The sequence below is a fragment of the Herbidospora yilanensis genome, from assembly GCF_001570565.1.
Lineage (GTDB): Bacteria > Actinomycetota > Actinomycetes > Streptosporangiales > Streptosporangiaceae > Herbidospora > Herbidospora yilanensis.
On sequence record NZ_BBXE01000024.1, the window covers coordinates 222,389 to 239,439 of the forward strand.

Annotated in this window: 17 protein-coding genes; 12 read left to right on the top strand and 5 right to left on the bottom strand. The window is 72.8% G+C overall.

Going from position 1 to position 17,051, the window contains the following annotated elements:
• Window positions 1-40 precede the first annotated feature (40 nt).
• From AW273_RS19410 to AW273_RS19420, 3 genes are read left to right on the top strand one after another with little or no spacing between them, the layout of a single operon-like run.
• Window positions 41-550, top strand: coding sequence for a PadR family transcriptional regulator (locus tag AW273_RS19410; RefSeq protein ID WP_062349746.1), 510 nt, complete (start codon window positions 41-43; stop codon window positions 548-550).
• Window positions 547-1,239 carry an ABC transporter ATP-binding protein gene (locus AW273_RS19415; RefSeq protein WP_062349748.1) on the top strand — a complete coding sequence of 231 codons (693 nt, stop codon included), beginning with the start codon at window positions 547-549 and terminating at the stop codon, window positions 1,237-1,239. Before AW273_RS19410 ends, AW273_RS19415 begins: the two co-directional genes overlap by 4 nt.
• Entirely contained in the window at window positions 1,236-3,794 is a 2,559-nt protein-coding gene (locus AW273_RS19420) for an ABC transporter permease (RefSeq protein ID WP_062349749.1), read from the top strand. Before AW273_RS19415 ends, AW273_RS19420 begins: the two co-directional genes overlap by 4 nt.
• Window positions 3,795-3,920: 126 nt before the next feature.
• On the opposite strand, the gene AW273_RS19425 is transcribed toward AW273_RS19420, so the two are convergent.
• Entirely contained in the window at window positions 3,921-4,703 is a 783-nt protein-coding gene (locus AW273_RS19425; protein ID WP_198168236.1) for a carbonic anhydrase family protein, read from the bottom strand.
• 248 nt (window positions 4,704-4,951) lie between these two features.
• Between AW273_RS19425 and thpR the strand changes: the two genes are divergently transcribed.
• The 3 genes from thpR (at window position 4,952) to AW273_RS19440 (ending at window position 8,747) form a co-directional block, all read left to right on the top strand.
• The gene (thpR, locus tag AW273_RS19430; protein ID WP_062349753.1) at window positions 4,952-5,521 is read left to right on the top strand and encodes an RNA 2',3'-cyclic phosphodiesterase; all 570 of its coding nucleotides are present in this window, start codon (window positions 4,952-4,954) and stop codon (window positions 5,519-5,521) included.
• 1,006 nt (window positions 5,522-6,527) lie between these two features.
• Window positions 6,528-8,048, top strand: a complete 1,521-nt coding sequence (locus AW273_RS19435) for a condensation domain-containing protein (protein ID WP_062349755.1) — start codon at window positions 6,528-6,530, stop codon at window positions 8,046-8,048.
• 114 nt (window positions 8,049-8,162) lie between these two features.
• Complete coding sequence (locus tag AW273_RS19440; RefSeq protein ID WP_083949871.1) at window positions 8,163-8,747, top strand: DedA family protein; 585 nt, start codon at window positions 8,163-8,165, stop codon at window positions 8,745-8,747.
• A 2-nt stretch (window positions 8,748-8,749) separates the two neighbouring features.
• Here the strand turns inward: AW273_RS19440 and AW273_RS19445 are convergent, their stop codons facing one another.
• The 4 genes from AW273_RS19445 to AW273_RS19460 all read right to left on the bottom strand — a co-directional run bounded on the left by AW273_RS19445 (window position 8,750) and on the right by AW273_RS19460 (window position 11,636).
• Entirely contained in the window at window positions 8,750-9,598 is an 849-nt protein-coding gene (locus tag AW273_RS19445) for a universal stress protein (RefSeq protein WP_062349759.1), read from the bottom strand.
• Entirely contained in the window at window positions 9,595-10,638 is a 1,044-nt protein-coding gene (locus AW273_RS19450; RefSeq protein ID WP_198168237.1) for an SMP-30/gluconolactonase/LRE family protein, read from the bottom strand. The genes AW273_RS19445 and AW273_RS19450 overlap by 4 nt, the downstream gene beginning before the upstream one ends.
• A gap of 155 nt (window positions 10,639-10,793) precedes the next feature.
• Complete coding sequence (locus AW273_RS19455) at window positions 10,794-10,976, bottom strand: SAM-dependent methyltransferase (protein ID WP_062349761.1); 183 nt, start codon at window positions 10,974-10,976, stop codon at window positions 10,794-10,796.
• A gap of 15 nt (window positions 10,977-10,991) precedes the next feature.
• Entirely contained in the window at window positions 10,992-11,636 is a 645-nt protein-coding gene (locus AW273_RS19460) for a class I SAM-dependent methyltransferase (RefSeq protein WP_062349764.1), read from the bottom strand.
• 61 nt (window positions 11,637-11,697) lie between these two features.
• Here AW273_RS19460 and AW273_RS19465 point away from each other — a divergent pair, with 61 nt between their 5' ends.
• Genes AW273_RS19465 through larC form a run of 6 tightly spaced genes read left to right on the top strand, consistent with a single transcriptional unit; the run spans window position 11,698 to window position 17,006 of the window.
• Window positions 11,698-12,336 (top strand): TetR/AcrR family transcriptional regulator, encoded by a 639-nt coding sequence (locus AW273_RS19465; protein WP_062349765.1) that lies wholly within the window; start codon window positions 11,698-11,700, stop codon window positions 12,334-12,336.
• Between the two features lie 57 nt (window positions 12,337-12,393).
• Window positions 12,394-13,242, top strand: coding sequence for a fumarylacetoacetate hydrolase family protein (locus tag AW273_RS19470; protein ID WP_062349766.1), 849 nt, complete (start codon window positions 12,394-12,396; stop codon window positions 13,240-13,242).
• A complete protein-coding gene (locus tag AW273_RS19475; protein ID WP_062349767.1) occupies window positions 13,239-13,976 on the top strand; it encodes an SDR family NAD(P)-dependent oxidoreductase in 738 nt (245 codons plus the stop codon). Before AW273_RS19470 ends, AW273_RS19475 begins: the two co-directional genes overlap by 4 nt.
• Complete coding sequence (gene larA, locus AW273_RS19480) at window positions 13,973-15,238, top strand: nickel-dependent lactate racemase (RefSeq protein ID WP_062349768.1); 1,266 nt, start codon at window positions 13,973-13,975, stop codon at window positions 15,236-15,238. The genes AW273_RS19475 and larA overlap by 4 nt, the downstream gene beginning before the upstream one ends.
• A 2-nt stretch (window positions 15,239-15,240) precedes the next feature.
• Window positions 15,241-15,894 carry a nickel pincer cofactor biosynthesis protein LarB gene (gene larB / locus AW273_RS19485; protein WP_062349769.1) on the top strand — a complete coding sequence of 218 codons (654 nt, stop codon included), beginning with the start codon at window positions 15,241-15,243 and terminating at the stop codon, window positions 15,892-15,894.
• Window positions 15,891-17,006, top strand: coding sequence for a nickel pincer cofactor biosynthesis protein LarC (larC, locus tag AW273_RS19490; RefSeq protein WP_062349771.1), 1,116 nt, complete (start codon window positions 15,891-15,893; stop codon window positions 17,004-17,006). The genes larB and larC overlap by 4 nt, the downstream gene beginning before the upstream one ends.
• Window positions 17,007-17,051: the final 45 nt, after the last annotated feature.

Here is a 17,051-nt window from a genome sequence, read left to right on the forward strand (position 1 = left end):
GACTTGCCGGGTGCATACTCGGTATGCATACTGAGTAACCATGTCGATCAGGCACGGGCTGCTCGCCCTCCTCAGCAGAGGGCCTCGCCACGGCTACCAGTTGCGCGTCGACTTCGAGGCGTCGACCGGGGCGACCTGGCCGCTGAACGTCGGCCAGGTCTACACGACGCTGGCCCGCATGGAGCGTGACGGCCTGGTCGAGCCGGGGGAGTCCGACGACCAGGGCCGGGTCGTCTACGCCCTCACCGAGGCCGGTCGGGCCGAGATGGAGCGATGGTTCACCACGCCGGTCGTGCCGTCCGACCGGCCTCGCGACGAGCTGGTCATCAAGCTCGCCATGGCCGTCGCGGCCGAAGAGGTCGACGTCGCCGAGGTCATCCGCCGCCAGCGCACGGCCACGATGCGCACGCTCCAGCAACTGACCCGGGCCAAACGCGACAGCACCCAGGGGCGGGCCCGGCTGCTCGTGCTCGATTCCATGATCTTTCAGGCCGAGGCCGAACAACGGTGGCTCGACCACTGCGAGGCCGTTCTCAAGGAGGCACGATGACCGTCGTAGCGCTCGCCGGGGTGACCAGGGTGCACGGAGACGGCGAGGCGGCCGTCCACGCCCTGAAAGGGGTGAGCCTCCAGGTCGGCGAAGGAGAACTCGTCGCGGTCATGGGCCCGTCGGGGTCGGGCAAGTCGACCCTGCTCAACATCGCGGGCGGCCTCGACCGGCCGACGTCGGGCACCGTCCACGTCGACGGCCGCGACCTGGCCACCGTGCGCGACCTGGCGGCCTTACGCCGCCGCAGCGTCGGCTTCGTCTTCCAGGACCTCAACCTGATCACCTCCCTGACCGCCGTCGAGAACGTGATGCTGCCCCGCGAACTCGACGGCGTACGGTCCCGGCGGGCCCGCGACGAGGCCATGGCCGTGCTGACCGAGATCGGCGCCGCAGCCCTCGCCGGCCGTTTCCCCGACGAACTGTCCGGCGGCCAGCGCCAGCAGGTCGCCATCGCCCGCGCCCTGGTGGGCGAACGCCGCCTGCTGCTGGCCGACGAGCCGACCGGCGCCCTCGACACCCTCGCGGGCGACGAGATCCTCCGCCTGCTGGCCGCCCGCTGCGCGGCGGGCGCGTCGGTGCTGCTCGTCACCCACGAACCCCGATACGCCGCCTGGGCCGACCGGGTCGTGTTCCTCCGCGACGGCCTGGTCGCCGACGCCACCGACGCGCCGATGGCGAGCGCCCGATGAACGCCCGCGCGGCCCGGCCGCCGGACGGGCGGCGGGCCCGGAGTCGCGGCCCGCTGAGCGCCCTGGTCGCGGCGCTGCGGATCTCGCGGCGGAGCGCGTGGCGGGCGCGGGGGCGCAGCGTGCTCATCATGGTGATGGTCGGCCTGCCCGTGCTGCTGATCACCGGCCTGCTCGTCCTCTACGCCACCACCACCGTCGATCTCGACGAGGGGATCGCCTCCCGGATCGGCGCCGCCGACGCCGGGCTGGTCCAGACCCCGCCGGGCACGGTGATCCGGCAGGACCAGACCGGGGGATCCTGGTCGACCCGCGCGGGCGACGAGCGCCCCGCGGCCGGCGTCTCCGAGATCACCGAGGTCCTCGGGCCGGGCACCCGCCTGATCCCCTTCGGCGTCGGCACCGTCCGGCTGCCCTCCGGCCCGGTCACCGCCGTCGAGACCGACCTCGGCGACCCCCTCACCAAGGGCGTCCTGACCCTCGCCGAGGGCAGGCTGCCCCGCGCCGGCGAGGTCGTGGTGACCCCCGCCCTCGGCCTGCGGCCCGGCGACCTGCTGCGCCCGGCCGACGCGCCGCCGCTGACGGTGACGGGCATCGTCGACCACCCCCACGAGCCGACGATCCGGCAGGTGGCGGGCCCCGACCTGCCGCTGATCCGGTCGCGCGACCTCGGTCCGCCGTCCGATTCGGGCCCCGGCTGGCTCGCCACCACCCCGAGACCCGTCACCTGGGACGACGTGCCCGCGCTCAACCGGCTCGGCCTCTTCGTCGTCGCCCGCGACCTGCTCCCCGGCCGGGTCGACCGCCCGGCCGCGCTCTGGCACACCCCCGCCTCCATCGGGGTCGCCGCCTTCGTGATCATGGTGGTGCTGGTGCCCGTGCTGCTCGCCGGCCCCGCCTTCGCGGTCGGCCTGCGCAGACGCCGCCGCGAACTGGCCCAGATCGCCGCGCAGGGCGGCTCGGCCGGGCACCTGCGGCTGATCGTGCTGGCCGACGGCCTGATCCTCGGCGGTCTCGCCACCCTCGTGGCCACCGGGCTGGGCATCGGCGCGGGGCTGCTGGGCGCACCGGTCGTCGCCCGGCTCGGCGGCCGGATCGGCCCTCCCGAGATCCCGTGGACGGAGGTCCTCTACGTCGCGGCGATCGGGCTCGTCACCGGGCTGGTGGCCGCGCTCGTCCCGGCCCTCCAGGCCGGCCGCCAGCACACCGCGACCGTGCTGGCCGGGCGTGCCCCCGCCACGCCGTGGCGCGGCTGGCCCCTGGCCTGGACCGTGACCGGCGCGGCGCTGGTGCTCGGCGGCCTGGTCGCCAGTGTGGCGGCCCGGCGGCAGCACGACCTGGTGTGGCCGTTCGTCGCCGCCCTTCCGATCATGCTCGGCCTGGTGGCCCTCACGCCGTTCCTGGTCTGGTTCACCGGGCGGCTCGCGCCCCGTCTGCGGCTGCCGCTGCGGGTCGCGGTCCGCGACGCCGTCCGCAACCGGTCGCGCACGGTCAGCGCCGTGGCCGCCGTCATGGCCGTCACCGCCGCGGCCGTCGCGGTCGGCATCTCGACCGAGAGCCAGCGCCGCGACTACCACGACTCCTACACCTCGGCCCGGCCGGCGGGCTCGCTGGCCGTCTGGGCCGGCACGATGCGCGACACGACCTGGGCGAAGCTGCGCGCCGAGGCGGCCCGCCTGCTGCCGGGCGTGCCGCTGGCCGTCGGCTACCACGTCCACGACGCCGAGGGCCGCCGCTACGCCATGCGCTACACCACCCGCTGGAACGGGGTCCGCGTTCCGCGCACCGCCGCCGTCGGCGACCGCGACCTGCTCCGCCTCCTCCAGGGCCGCGACGACCCGGTGGCCGCCGCCGCGCTGGCGAGCGGGAAGGCGGTGGTCTTCGACGCGGCCAACGTCCGCGACGGGAAGATCACGTTGCGGGCGAGCGTCGCCTCCCACCCCGACCGCCGGATCGAGGTGCCCGCGGTCGTCGCCACCCCCGCCGACGAGTTCCAGGGCGGCGCGCTGCTGCCCCGCGCCTTGGTGGAGCAGGCCGGATTCACCACCACCCCGCGCCAGCTCTACGCGACGCACGACCTCCCGACCGGCTCCTCCCTGTGGAGCGACCTCACCAAGGTGACCCCACGCGTCTCGATCGCCGTCGAATCCGGCCCGCAGAACCCGGGCGGCCCCGTGTGGTTGTGGGTCTGGCTCGGCGCGGCCGTGATCCTCGTCGTCGGCGGCACCCTCGCGGCCACCCGGCTGGCGGCGGCCGACATGCGCCCCGACCGGGCGACCATGCAGGCCATCGGCGCCCCGCCGTGGACGTTGCGGTGGGCCGTCGCGGGCCAGGCGCTCTTCATCGCGGGCCTGGGCGCCGTGGTCGGCCTGGCCGCCGGCACGGTGACCGGGGTGGCGCTGAGCCGGCCGATGACGTCGAGGGGCGCCGGCGACCCGGCCACGATCGCGCTTCCGTGGGCGTTCCTGGCCGCCCTCGTGGTGGGACTGCCGCTGCTGGCGAGCGCGATGGCCCTGATCACCAGAGCCCGGGCGCCGCTGGCCAGGAGGCTCTCTTGACCACCTGCCGCCGCGCGTCCCCCTGGCGGTGATCTCGATCAGGCCGGCCCGCCCTCCCGGCGGGGACGGGAAAGGCCACGCCGGCCAAGGGTGACCCCTGGCCGGCGTGGGTTCGGACCGCTGGGGTCAGTGGTACGAGTAGATGTTCGCCGCCGGGTGGTTCTCCTGCAGCTCGCGGAAGTTGCCCTCCTCGCCCCACAGGGCGCGGTAGCCGAGGACGTTCAGGCGGTGGGCCTTCGAGTGCTTGTCGAAGACGACCCAGTTCACCGGCTGGAAGTAGTTGCCCACCTCGTCGGGCGTCGTGAGGGAGCCGGTGTAGCGATAGGTCGCGCGGTCCGCCGGGAGCATGTCGTTGAGGTGCACGCCCGTGATGGGCTTCGACGCGCCGAGGGCGGGCGGCGACTTGATCAGGCGGTCGTGCTGGGTCTGGCCGAGGAAGGTCCTGGCGTCGATCATCACGCCGAAGACCACGTAGCCGGTGCCGGTCGCCTTGGTGTGCACGAAGTGCGCCTCCAGCGGCGCGGTCGCCTGGCCGGCGAACTTGTGCTCGGCGTGGCCGTGGAAGTGCACGTTGTTCAGGTTGTAGCGCTCGCCGCCGTAGGTGATGTACGGCTGGGTGCCACCGGTGCCGATGACGAACCGGACGTCGTCGTGCTCGCTGACCTCACCCAGGGGAGCCTTGTCCTGGAAGAGGATCGTGCCGTCGACGGAGTTCGGGTAGTGGATCGTGATCGCCGGGCCGTGCCCCGGGCACGACTTCGACCGGTCGATCTCGATCGGGCTCTGCACCGCGGCGTCGGTGCCGTGGCCGACGCACGGCTTGACCTGGGCCTGGGCGGGGACCGAGACGGCGGTTAAGGGCAGGGAGAGAACAGCGGCAGCCGCAAGCGGCGCAAGACGGTAACGCACCAGTCGCCTTTCGGACGGAGGGAATGCCGGAATACGTCGTCAACGGACCGCCAAGGGGGCAATGTCCGCATTTAGGACGACATAAAGGCAGTGGCGAGGATAGCCCAATGAGGTGAACCGGTAGTCGTCGGGGTGCTGTTCAAAATGACCAAAAGCAGAACTTTCGTGGCGCGCTGTCTTGGAGGGGAAATCGGGGACCTCAGAGAGCCTCGGGAGAGCGCCGGGACCGGCCGGTGGATACTGCGGAAATGAGCAGGATGTTCGTCGCGCTGGTCCCGCCTTCCGGCGTGCTGGCAGAGGTGACCCGCGCCGTGGCGCCGCTCCGGGCCGCCTGGCCCGACCTGACGTGGGTCGAGCCCGCCAACTGGCACATCACCCTGGCCTTCCTCGGCGAGGTGCCCGACCGGGCCCGCCCCGACCTGAGCGCCCGCCTGGCACGGGCGGCACGCCGCCACGAGCCGCTGCCGCTCGCACTCGGCGAGGCGGTCACGTTCACCGGACGGGGCGGCGTGGGCATCCTGTGGCTGGAGGTGCGGGAACCCGGCCGGTTGGCGCGGCTGGCGGCGTCGATCGCGGCGGGGGCTCGGCGGGCGGGGGTGGGAAAGCCTGACGGACGGCCCTATCAGGGGCACTTCACCCTCGCCAGAAGCCGCAAAGGGGCCGACCTGGGGCCGCTGGCCACTGCCTTGAGCACCTTCGAGTCGGCCTTCTGGACGGCCGGCCACACGCAACTGTTCGTGAGCCACCCCGGGCCGCCGTTGCGGTACGAGGCCGTGGAGACCTACCCGCTGGGGAAGCAGGCGCCGGGATGCGGGTGAGGCCTGAGATCGTCCCCCGTACCCCCACCGAGCGTGTCGTGAAGCAGGCGCCGGGATGCGGGTGAGGCCTCCTGGCGTGATCGGGTGGAACGGGCAAACCGCGAAGCGTTCTCTTGGGTGACAGCGGGGCGGCAGCGCCCCGCGTGGCGTGGTTTCCGGAGTAGTGGTGGTGGGTTTCCGGAGTGGTGGCGGGCTTCGGAGGTGGTGGCGGGCTTCCGGGGTGATGGTCTGCGGGTTGATGGCTGGGTTCCGAGGTGACGATCGGTTTCGGTGGGTGACGTTGGGTTTGCAGGGTGAGTGGCCGGTTTCCGGGGTGATGGTGGCGGCTCCCGGCTGCGGGCGGCGGATTCTCCGGTCGACGGATCTGGTGAAAACCTGCCGGCTCTCCGATGGGATGCGGCCCGTGCTTCGGTCCGAATCCGTCTGTATTTCCGCCTGCCCGCCCGCTGATCACCGACGTGCGCAAAGGCCGGTTTCCACCGCATATCCGTGGGGTCGGCAAGGCGTCACGATGCGACCGCGTGGACCGATCACCCGCGTTGAGTGACGGGTCGCGCCCGGCCGCTGCGGTCTGCCCTTCCCCCGCCCCCGGCCCTGGTCTCCGCCCGTTGAGCTTCGACGCCGTCCAGGTCCGGCCGAGTCTCTCGCCCTAGAAGGCCTGGGTGGCGCTGGAGTCGCCCGCGTACAGAAACGTCGTATTGCGAACCGTGACCGTCCGAAAAGGCGTTTCTCGTTCGGGCGACGAATATCGGAATGCGCCCATAGTGAAGAGTTCTGTAACAATTCGCTACAGCGACATGTCAAGAATTCGCCGCCAGTCGAAACATTATGAAAGTTACATGCCGTCTTGACGCCCCCAAAAGCGCTATTTAGCCTTCTCCCACCGATGCCGAGGGGATTTCTCGGCGGGTGCGAAGGAGTGGGCTTGAACCAGCCGTCCGGTCACAGTGCGCAGTGCCGATCAGGGCAGCATCTTCCGATCCGTCACCTCTAGCGGGGGTCGTCCATGAACGACCTCAAGATCCGGTTCTCGGGCCCGCGTTCCGGCCGGTGGCCCCTCACGGTCGGGCAGAAGAACGTCCTGGAGTGGATCAGGACCGACTTCCCCGGCCCGTCCGACATCCTGTCGGCGGTGGTGCGGGTGCCGCGGGCGGGTGCGCTCGACGTGGTGGGCGCGGCGCTGGGTGAGCTGGTCGGCCGCCACGAGGCGCTGCGCACGCTGCTGCGGGACGGGGAGCAGGTCGTCCAGGCCGAGGGGACGCTGGTCGCCGAGGTCGTCGAGGCGACGGGGACCGAGCGTGACTGGATGGTGTCCGGGGGGCGGGTCTTCGATCCGGCCGCCGATCTGCCGGTCAGGGCGCGGGTCGTCACCCGGGGCGGGATGCCGTTCCTGGTCGTGCTGCACGTCTCGCACGTCGCGGCCGATCTGTCGGCGATCACCGTGTTGCGGGCCGAGCTGGCCGCGCTGCTGGCGGGGCGGGAGCTGCCGCCCGCCGAGCACCATCCGGCCGACCGGGCCGCCTACGAGCGCAGTCCGGCGGGGCGGCGGCAACTGGACGGCTCGATCCGGTACTGGGGGCGGCACCTGGAGGAACGGCCGTTGTGCTCGCTCGGGCTGCCCTACCGGTTTCCCGGCCAGAGGGGGCACCACCAGGTGCTCCTCGGGTCGCGGGCGGGGGCCGAGGCGGTGGCGGCCATCGCGGGGGCGTCGGGGGTGCGGCCGCTGGCGGTCGTGATGGCGGCGTTCGCGGCGCTGCTGACCCGCTGGACCGGGGAGCCCGGGTGCCTGCTCAACTGCCTGTGCAGCAACCGGTTCTCGCCGGAGCTGCGCGACTACGTCGGCACGATCTCCCAGGAGACCTGGATCCCGTTCACCGCCACTCCGTGGTTCCCCGAGGCGGTCGCGCGGATGAACGCGGCGGCGCTGGCCGCGTACAAATACGGCCGGTACGACTCGGCCCGGCTCAACGCCGCCATGCGGGCGGCCGAACGGGCCCGGGGCATGCCCTGTCACCGTGACGTCGTGGTCAACAACACGACCGGGCACTCGCGCGTGATCCTGCCGGCGGCGGGGCTGGAGCCGGGCGCGGGTGACCGGAGCTTCGACGCGCCCGTCGAGTTCGACGTCTACCGGCTCGACGGGAAGCTCGGCTGCGGGCTCGGCCTCGACGCCCGGCTGGCCACCGCCGACGAGGCCGCCGCGCTGCTCGGCGGGGTCGAACGACTCGTCGTCGCGGCCGCCGACGGTGACGTCGCCCTGGGCGACTTCGGGATCCCGCAGGTGGAGCGGGGGCCGGGCTGGGTGCGGGCCGGGGGGCGCTGGGTCGACGTCCCGGGCGTCCAGCGCGTCGCCGACCTCGCGCTCGGCGAAGGGGTGGCCCAGATCGAGGCCGTCGACGGGCGGCTCGTCGGCCACGTCGGGCCGGGGCTGGACGCGTCCGTGGCGGCCGAGAAGGTGCTCGCCGAGATCGTGCGGCAGACCCGTCACGGCGTGGTCGCCCCCGCCTCTTGGTTAGCGCGGGGTTAACGCCTCGCTCATCCGGCGCTGATCTTCGCGGCCCTAGCGTGGACGGAGCCGAATTCCAGGGGGAACCAATTGAGCAGCGACCTCGGCGGCATCGCCGGGTGGGTCATCGGACTGATGGAGACGCTCGGGGCGCCCGGGGCCGGGCTCGCGATCGCCCTGGAGAACCTCTTCCCGCCGCTGCCCAGCGAGGCGATCCTGCCCCTCGCCGGGTTCACCGCCGCGCGGGGCGACCTGTCGCTGACGGCGGTCCTGATCTGGACGACGATCGGGTCGGTCGTGGGCGCGGTCGCCCTCTACGGCATCGGCGCGCTGCTCGGCGAGGAGCGGATGATGCGGCTGGCGGCGAAGCTGCCGCTGATCAAGTTGTCGGACATCGAGAAGACCCAGGCGTGGTTCGCCCGCCACGGCCGCAAGACCGTGTTCTTCGGCCGGATGATCCCGATCTTCCGGAGCCTGATCTCGATCCCGGCCGGGGTCACCCGCATGCCGATGGCGACGTTCCTGCTGTTCACGACGCTGGGCAGCGCCATCTGGAACACGGTGTTCGTGCTCGCGGGCTACTACCTGGGCGAGAACTGGGCCGTCGTCGAAGACTACGCGGGCGTGTTGTCCAACGTGGTGATCGTGCTGGTCGTCGCGGCCGTCGCCTGGTTCGTCGTCTCCCGGCTGGTCAGAGGCCGCGACAAGGTCACCAGATAGGGTCAGGCCGGCCCCTCGCCCGAGCCGACGATCGCGACCGGGCAGTGGGCGTGGTGGAGCAGGCCGTGGCCCACCGAGCCCAGCACGGCCGCGCCGAAGGCGCCGAGCCCCCGCGATCCGGCGATCACCAGGTCGGCCGCGCGGGACTCCTCGGCCAGCACGTTCACCGGGTGGCCGTAGACGCTCGCGTATTCCACCGGCACGCCCGGGTGCCGGTCGCGCCAGGCGGCGAACCGCTCCTCGACGAAGGTGGTGCGCTCCTCGTACACGCAGTGGATCAGGTTGTCGTACATGGTGCCCACCGACGAGAACGGCGGCGGCTGCCAGGAGAAGACCGCCTTGATCCCCGCACCGCGCCGCCGCGCCTCGGCGAAGGCGAACTCCAGCGCGACGTCGGCCTCCTCGGTGCCGTCGTAGCCCGCCAGCAGCCGCCCGTGCGTCGGCGACGACGGCCCGCGCACCACGATCACCGGGCCGCGGGTGTGCCCGGCCAGCCCGAGGCCGACCGAGCCGAGGATCATGCCCGCGAACCCGCCGGCGCCGCGGCTGCCGATCACGACCGCGTCGGCCTTGGCCGCCTCCTCCCTCAGCCGGGCGACCACGTCACCCGTCGCCAGGCCGGTGGTCACCGTGATCTCCGGCGCGCAGGCGCGGGCCCGGCGCTCGGCGGTGGCGAGGACCTCCGCGCCGTAGGTGTTCTCGACGTCGGCCAACTGGCTGATCCGGACGCCCGTCCACGGTTCGCGCACGTGCACGAGCCGCAGTGCCGTGCCCCTGCGGGCGGCGTCGGCCGCCGCGTACTCCACGGCGGCCAGCGCGGCCGGGGATCCGTCGACTCCGGCGACGATCATCGTTCCTCCGTCAGGCGGATCGGGCGGGCGCCGGTCCGCACCCGGATGACCTGGTAGGGCGGCACCCGGGTGTCGGTCCCGTCGTTGAACAGCGGGCTTCGTGGGAGCTGGTTGACGCTGACGTACAGGAAGCCGTCGGCCGCCAGCGCCAGAGTGTCGGGCCAGAGCAGGCCGGGGGCGTGCAGGATCGTCGACCAGTGGCCGTCGGGGTCGCGCCGGACGACGGCGCTGTGCTCGTAGGCGGTGGCGTAGACGGCGCCTTCGGCGTCGGATTCCAGGCCGTCGGACGCGCCCTTGTCGCCCAGGTCGACGACCGTGGCCGCCACCTGCGCGTCGTCGAGCGACCGGTCGAGCAGGGCGTCGGTCGCCACGCTGTAGAGGCGCCTGCCGGACAGCGGGCAGTAGTAGAGGCGGGAGCCGTCGGCGCTCAGCGCGATGCCGTCGACGCCGACCCGGTAGTTCTCCCGGACGACTCCCTGCACGATCGCGCGGAACCCGGGCACGGCCGACGTGCTCTCGTGCCCCCGGAGCCGGGCCCGGTTCTCCCCGGAGTCGAGGTCGACCACGATCAGCGCCCCTTCGGGCGCGCAGTCGGTCACGTACGCGTACCCTCCCGGCCCCCGCGAGAAGTCGAAGCGCACGTCGTTGAGATAGGTCGCCGGGATCGCCGCGGCCGGGTCGAGCCGGATGACCCGGACCACCCGGTCGGTGGCCGGATCGACCTCGACCAGCTTCGGCCCGTTCTCCAGCCACGGCTCGAAGGCCAGGCTCCCCGTGTCGAGCAGCCACACGTGCCCGGCCGGGTCGGTGATGACGCTCTGCACCGACACCAGGGTCTCCGCGGTGGCCGCCGGGCTCCACGCGTTGAACTCGCGGTCGGGGTAGGGGACCGGTTCCCCCTTGACGACCTCCGCGACGGTGAAGGGCACGTCGTCGCCCCACCTCGGGAAGGAGACGAACAGCCGCCCATCGTCGGTCACGGTCACGCCGGTCGGCATCAGGTCGTCGAATTCGGCGACGACCTCGTAGTCAGTTCCCACCCAGCCACCGAGTGGGGAGGCGGCAGAAGTCCTGGAAGACATGGTCATCCCCTTCGTTGCCGAAAGCCCTCCCAGTATCTCAAGAGGCGTTTCGCCACCCTGTGCCAGGCCTCTGCCGTCTTGGGACGGCCGGCGGGGGCCCGCCGGCCGCAACCTCAGTAGTAGGAGCTCATGAGCTCGCTCGCCCAGGCCGGTTGGGTGACCGGATGCCGGGGGGCGAACTCGATCAGGTACGGCTTGACATCCAGGACGGGGGCGCCTGACAGCGCGTCCAGGTCGGCGCTGCGACCGCCCACCACCCGGCCGACTGGTCGCAGGGTCACGGTGTCGGTCGTCATGGCGATCTCCACGTTCTAGACGTCGCGGCGCAGCGTGAACCAGAAGGTCGGCACCGAGTTGGTGCCCGGTGTGACGTCGACCAGTTCCCAGCCGGGGAACCTGGCGCGGAGCTCGTCGGCCGTGACGCCCGCCGCCCACGACGTGACCTCGGGGATCGGATTGCCGATCGGCTCGGGGCCGTACCCGAACATCAGCAACCGTGCTCCGGGAGCGGCGCGCTGGGTGAGCCCGGCGGCGTAGGCGTCGCGGCGGTGCAGCGGGACCCCGCAGTAGCAGCTCAGGTCGAAGAACAGGTCGAAGGGGCCCGGCACGTCCAACTCGTCGAGGCGGGTGGCGTCTCCGTGCAGCAGCCGTACCGCCACTCCCGCCGCCGCGGCCTTCTCCCTGGCCTGGTCGACGGCGCGGTCGATCAGGTCGACGGCCGCCACCTCCCAGCCGTGCCGTGCGAGGTAGACGGCGTTGGTCCCCGTGCCGCAGCCCAGTTCGAGGACGCGGCCGGGCGGCAGCGCGCCGTGCCCCTCTACCAGGGCGACCAGCTCGGGCGGCGGCACGCCGGTGTCCCACGGCGGCTTGCCGGCGCGGTAGTAGCGCTCCAGCGCGCGGTGGACGGACTCCTCCTCCGGGTCTCGCCGGGTCGAGGTCAGGTCCGGTCGGTCCATCGTCTCCTCCAAGAATCTAGAGTTGAACTCTAGTGACATACTCTAGAGATATACTCGCAATATGGACAAAGTCAAACGGCCGGATCAGCGAGCCGAGCGCTCACGCCGCACCCGGGAAAAGGTCGTCGAGGCGGCTCGCGAGCTGTTCGTCGCACAGGGTTACGGGGCGACGAGCCTGCAGGAGGTCGCCGACCGGGCCGGCGTGGCCGTCCAGACGGTCTACTTCGTCTTCCACAACAAGCGCACGCTGTTCAAGGACGTCGTCGACGCGTCCATCGCCGGGGACGCCGAGCCGGTCGCCACCATGGATCGCGAGTGGTTTCGCGCCGCGTGCGCCGAGCCCACCGCGGCCGGGCAATTGCGCGCGCACGTCCACGGCACCCGCGAGATCCTGGGCCGGGTCGCCCCGATCATGCCGCTGATCGCGGCTGCCGCGGCCACCGATCCTGAGATCGCCGCACAGTGGCCGGACGGCCCCGACCCGCGTTACACCGTGCATCACGCGGCGGCCGAAGCCCTGGCCCGCAAGCCCGACACCCGTCCCGGCCTCTCCGTCGAGATGGCGGCGGACCTGCTGTTCGGCCTGCTCAGCCCGGAGCTCTACCTGATCTTCGTCCGCGACCGCGACTGGTCACCGGACGCCTGGGAAGAGTGGGCCCGCACTGCCTTGACCTCGCAACTCTGCACCGACGGGCCTTGACGTCAGACGTCATACGAATTAGCTTCCCCCTGACTCTGAGTGAAAGAAGGTAAAGGCGTGAAGTTGTGCCGGTTGGGGAGTCCGGGTGGTGAACGACCCTGCGTCGTCGATCCTGAGGGGAACGTCTTCGACCTGTCGTCGCTGACGGCGGACATCGACGGCGTGTTCCTCGCCGGCGGGGGAGTCGAGCGGGTGCGCGCCGCCCTCGCGGCGGGCGGCCTTCCGCCGGCCGAGTCCGGCCTGCGCGTCGGCGCGCCGGTGGCCCGGCCGGGGAAGATCGTTTGCATCGGGCTGAACTACTCCGACCACGCCGAGGAGACGAAGGCGGCCGTCCCCGTGGAGCCGGTGGTCTTCATGAAGGCGCCCAACACGGTGGTCGGGCCCGACGACGAGGTGCTGGTGCCGCGCGGCAGCACGAAGACCGACTACGAGGTCGAGCTGGCGATCGTCATCGGGGCGACGGCCCGCTACCTGGCCTCGCCGGCCGAGGCGGCCGGGGTCATCGCCGGGTACACGATCGTCAACGACGTCTCCGAGCGGGAGTTCCAGCTTGAGCGCGGCGGTCAGTGGGACAAGGGCAAGTCGTGCGAGACGTTCAACCCGCTCGGGCCGTGGCTGGTGACGCCAGACGACGTCGGCGATCCGCAGGCGCTCGGCCTGCGCCTGTGGGTCAACGGGGAACTGCGCCAGAACGGCAGCACGAAGAACCAGATCTTCGGCGTCCACCACGTGGTCTGGTATCTCAGCCAGTTCATGGTCCTGGAGCCGGGCGACGTCGTGAACACCGGCACCCCGGCGGGTGTGGCGATGGGCAGGGGCCCCGAGGCCTACCTGCGTCCCGGAGACGTCGTCGAGGTCGAGATCGACGGCCTGGGGCGTCAGCGCCAGCGGATGGGGCGGGCATGAGCGGCGACTTCGACGGCCTGGTCGCGATCGTCACCGGCGGCGCGTCCGGCATCGGCCGCGCGGTCGACGAGGAGCTGACGGCCCGGGGCGCCCAGGTGGCGGTCCTCGACCTGTCGGGCACCGAGTTCGTCTGCGACGTGACCGACGACGCGGCCGTCCGGCGCGCGGTCGCGGCGGTGGCCGACCGCTTCGGGCGGATCGACGTGCTGGTCAACAACGCCGGCATCGGCGCGCAGGGCACGGTCGCCGACAACGACGACGCCGAGTGGCTGCGTGTCCTGGACCTCAACGTGCTGGGCATCGTCCGGATGAGCCGCGCCGCGCTGCCCCACCTGCGGACCTCGCCGAGCGCGGCCATCGTGAACGTCTGCTCCATCGCGGCCACCGCCGGGCTGCCCCAGCGTGCGCTCTACTCCGCCTCCAAGGGGGCCGTGCTCGCGCTGACCCGGGCGATGGCGGCCGACCACGTGCGCGAGGGTGTGCGGGTCAACTGCGTCACGCCCGGCACCGTGGACACCCCGTGGGTCGGCCGGCTGCTCGACGCCGCCCCCGACCCCGAGGCGGAACGGGCGGCGCTGCGCGCGCGGCAGCCGCACGGGCGTCTGGTCGCCGCCGAGGAGGTGGCGCACGCCGTCGCCTATCTGGCCGGACCGGCGTCCGGGTCGACGATCGGCGTCGAACTGCCCGTCGACGGCGGGATGGCCGGCCTGCGCCTGCGGCCGGCGACCTCATGAGCGGGATGGTCGTCGACCTCGCCTACGGCACCGGCGGGCTGCTGGTCGACCTGCCGGCCGACCGCACCACCGTGATCACGCCCGTCGCCCGTCCCCCGGTGGCCGACGAGGCGGCCGAGGTGCGCCGGGCGCTGCGCGAGCCCGTCGCGGGCCCGCCGCTGCGCGACCGCGTGCGGCGCGGGCAGACGGTGGCGATCTCCGCCTGCGACGGCACGCGGCCGCAGCCCCGGCACCTGATGATCCCCGCCATCCTGGCCGAGCTCGACGGGCTGGTGCCGCTGGAAGACGTGGTGATCCTGGTCGCCACCGGCACCCACCGCGGCAACACCCCCGACGAACTGCGCGCCATGTTCGGCGACGCCGTCGTCGACACCGTGCGGATCGTCAACCACGACTCCCGCGACGACTCCTCGTTGCGCTGGATGGGCCGGTTCGGCAAGGACGTGCCGGTCTGGCTCAACCGCGAGTGGGCCGAGGCCGACGTGCGGATCACCACGGGCTTCGTCGAGCCGCACTTCTTCGCCGGCTTCTCCGGCGGGCCCAAGCTCGTCGCCCCGGGGCTCGCCGCGCTGGAGACCGTGCTCACCCTGCACGACGCGGCCCGCATCGGCGATCCCCGCGCGACGTGGGGGATCACCGAGGGCAACCCCGTCCACGACGACGTGCGGGCCATCGCGGAGGGCACCGGCGTCACCTTCGCCCTCGACGTCGTGCTCAACCGGGAACAGAAGATCGTGAAGGCCTTCGGCGGCGATCTGGCGCCGATGCACACCGCCGCCATGGCCGCCGCCCGCGCGGCCGCGATGCGGCCCGTGCCCTCGGCCTTCGACGTGGTCGTCACGACCAACGCCGGGTTCCCCCTCGACCAGAACCTCTACCAGGCGGTGAAGGGCATGAGCGCCGCCGCGCAGATCGTGCGGCCGGGAGGCGTCGTCATCTGCGCGGCCGAATGCCGTGACGGCTTCCCCGACCACGGCCCCTACCGGGAGACGCTGACCGCCGCGGCCTCGCCCGACGCCCTGTTCGAGGAGATCTCCACCCGCACGCGGACGGTCCCCGACCAGTGGCAGGTGCAGATCCAGGCGCGCATCCAGCGGCACGCGCGCGTCATCGTGCACACCTCCTACCTGAGCGACGCCGACCTGGCCGCCGCCCACCTGGAGCAGACCGCCGACATCGCGGCCACCGTCCGGGGCCTGCCCGGAAGCGTGTGCGTGCTGCCCGAGGGTCCGATGACGATCCCCTACCTGGCGGGGGAGTAGCGATGGACATTGGGTACGCGCGGGTCGACCTCGACCGGGAGAGACGTCAGGGCCTGCCCGAGATCGTCTACGGGCCGGGCAAGCAGGCCGGCGAGATCGCCGGGATCCTGGGGGTGCTGCTCGACCGGAACGACGGCCCCGTCCTGGTGACCCGGGTCGGGCCGGAGACCGCCGCCGAGGTCCGAGCCCTCGTCCCCGGCGGCCGTTACGACGACGCGGCCCGGCTGCTGGTGTGGCGGCCGGCGCTGCCCCTGGGGCACCAGGTCGCCGTGGTGACGGCCGGCACCGCCGACGGCCCGGTCGCGGCCGAGGCGGCGGCCGTGGCGACGGCGCTCGGCCTGGCGACCACCGTGATCAGGGACGTGGGGGTGGCGGGCATCCACCGGATCCTGGCGGAGACCGAGCGGCTGCGCGACGCCGACAGCGTCATCGTGATCGCCGGAATGGAGGGCGCGCTGGCGAGCGTGGTCGGCGGGCTGGTGGAGACGCCGGTCATCGCCGTGCCCACGTCCGTCGGCTACGGGGCCGCCCTGGAGGGCGTGACGGCGCTGCTGGCGATGCTGACCTCGTGCGCGGCGGGCATCACCGTGGTCAACATCGACTCGGGGTTCGGCGCGGCGCTGGCCGCCTACCGGCTGACCAGGCGGCGGCCGTGATCCTCCACCTCAACCCGTTCACCGGCCTGGCCGGCGACATGCTGCTCGGGGCCCTGCTGTCCGCCGGGGCCTCCGTGGACGTCGTCCGGCAGGCCGTCGCCCGGACCGGCCTGACCGGATGGCGGCTGGAGGCCGAGAACGTGCGCACCGGCGCGCTCATGGCGGTCCGCGTGAACGTCGAGGTCGACGACGACGCGACCGAGCGCCCCGCCTCGGTGCTGATCGAGATGGCGGCCCGCACCGGCCTGCCCGTCGCGGAACGGGCCCTGAAGGCCATCGCCGGGGTGGAGGCCGAGTTGCACGGCCTCCCGGCCGGCGACGTGCACCTGCACGAGCTCGGCGGGCACGACACGCTGGTCGACATCGTCGGATGCGCCGCCGCGCTGGCCGACCTGGGCGTGACCCAGGTCCACTGCGCGCCCCTGCCGCTCGGCGGCGGCAGCGTCGAGACCCGCCACGGTGTGCTGCCGGTGCCCGCTCCGGCCACCCTCGCCCTGCTCCGGGGCGCCCGGGTGCGCGGCGGCGGCGAGCACGAGGCGGTCACCCCCACCGGGGCCGCCCTGCTGCGCGCCGCGGAGACCGTCTACGGCGGGTTGCCGCCCATGGAGGTGCGCGCGACCGGATACGGCGCGGGCACCCGGCGGCTCCCCGACCGCCCCAACGTCGTCGTCGCCACCCTCGGACGTCCGCTCGCCCAGGAGGACCGGCAGGTCGTCCTGTCGACCAACCTCGACGACGTGACCGGGGAACTGCTCGGCCACGTCATCACGCGGATGCTGGGGGCCGGGGCCGCCGACGCGTGGGTCACGCCCGCGGTCATGAAGAAGGGCCGGCCGGCCCACGTCCTGCACGTGCTCACGCCCGTCGACCTCGCCGACCATCTGGAGAACCTGATGTTCGCCGAGACCGGCACGCTGGGGCTGCGGCGGAGCTGGGTCGACAAGGTCACCGTCCCCCGGGTCGTCCGGACGGTCGAGCTGTACGGCCGGACCGTCCGGATGAAGCAGGGCCCCTGGGGCGTCAAACCCGAGTACGACGACCTGGCCCGCCTGGCCGCCTCGACCGGCAAGTCGCTCGGCACGCTGACCAGGGAGGCCCTCGACGCCCTGTGACGGACGACGAGGCCCTCGGGGACTCCGGTCAGATCGCGGTGATCG